This is a genomic window from Nocardioides flavus (ex Wang et al. 2016), assembly GCF_014653115.1.
Taxonomy (GTDB): domain Bacteria; phylum Actinomycetota; class Actinomycetes; order Propionibacteriales; family Nocardioidaceae; genus Nocardioides; species Nocardioides flavus.
The window spans coordinates 1-660 of the sequence record NZ_BNAD01000038.1 but is presented as its reverse complement, the minus strand read 5'-3'; the positions used below and the strand labels follow the sequence as shown (position 1 = coordinate 660).

Genomic DNA, 660 nt, shown 5'->3' with positions numbered 1-660 from the left:
ACGGGACGACATGATCGATGTCGCAGCCCCGGGCGGGGCGACTGCAATCAGGGAAGACGCAGGTGCGGTCGCGCAGGATCACTTGTTCGCGGATGCGGTCGGGAATGTCGTAGCCCTGCGCGGTCAAGGGTGTGTTGAGGTCGATGACCGGCTTGACCGTCACCTGGGTGCGGGTGTCGCCGCACCAGGACCTGATCTGCTGGAGCAGGACGAGGCGTTGGCCGTTCTCCATCCGCCCGGTCGGACCGAACACGGTGGTGTCGCCGGACAGGGTGGCGTCGAAGTGGGCGTGGATCACCACCTGCCGCGCGGCCGGCAAGCCGTCGGGGTGCTCGCTCGTCTCGGCCACACCGGTGGCGTGGAGGTCGAGGGCGGTCTGGGTGCGGGCGAGGTCCCCGAGCGCCTTCGCACGCCGCGCATCCAGGGACTCGGTCGAGCCGAATGTCTTCAAGGTCTCTGCGCCATGTGCCACGGCACGGTCGAGGTCGAGAGCGTCGGCAAGATCGACCTCGGCCTCGATGCGCATCGTGCCGGCGAAGTGGACGTCGTCGTCATGCACGGTCACGTGCCGCGGGTCCACCGACAGGTACCCGTCCTCGGGATCGGCTGTCGGGTCGGCGACCGCGAGGTCGTATCGCTTGATCGTCTCGGCGACGAGGC

General features: G+C 68.6%; 1 pseudogene. It reads right to left on the bottom strand.

The features are described from left to right. Positions 1–660, bottom strand: a pseudogene (locus IE200_RS20495) (HNH endonuclease); the annotation flags it as partial.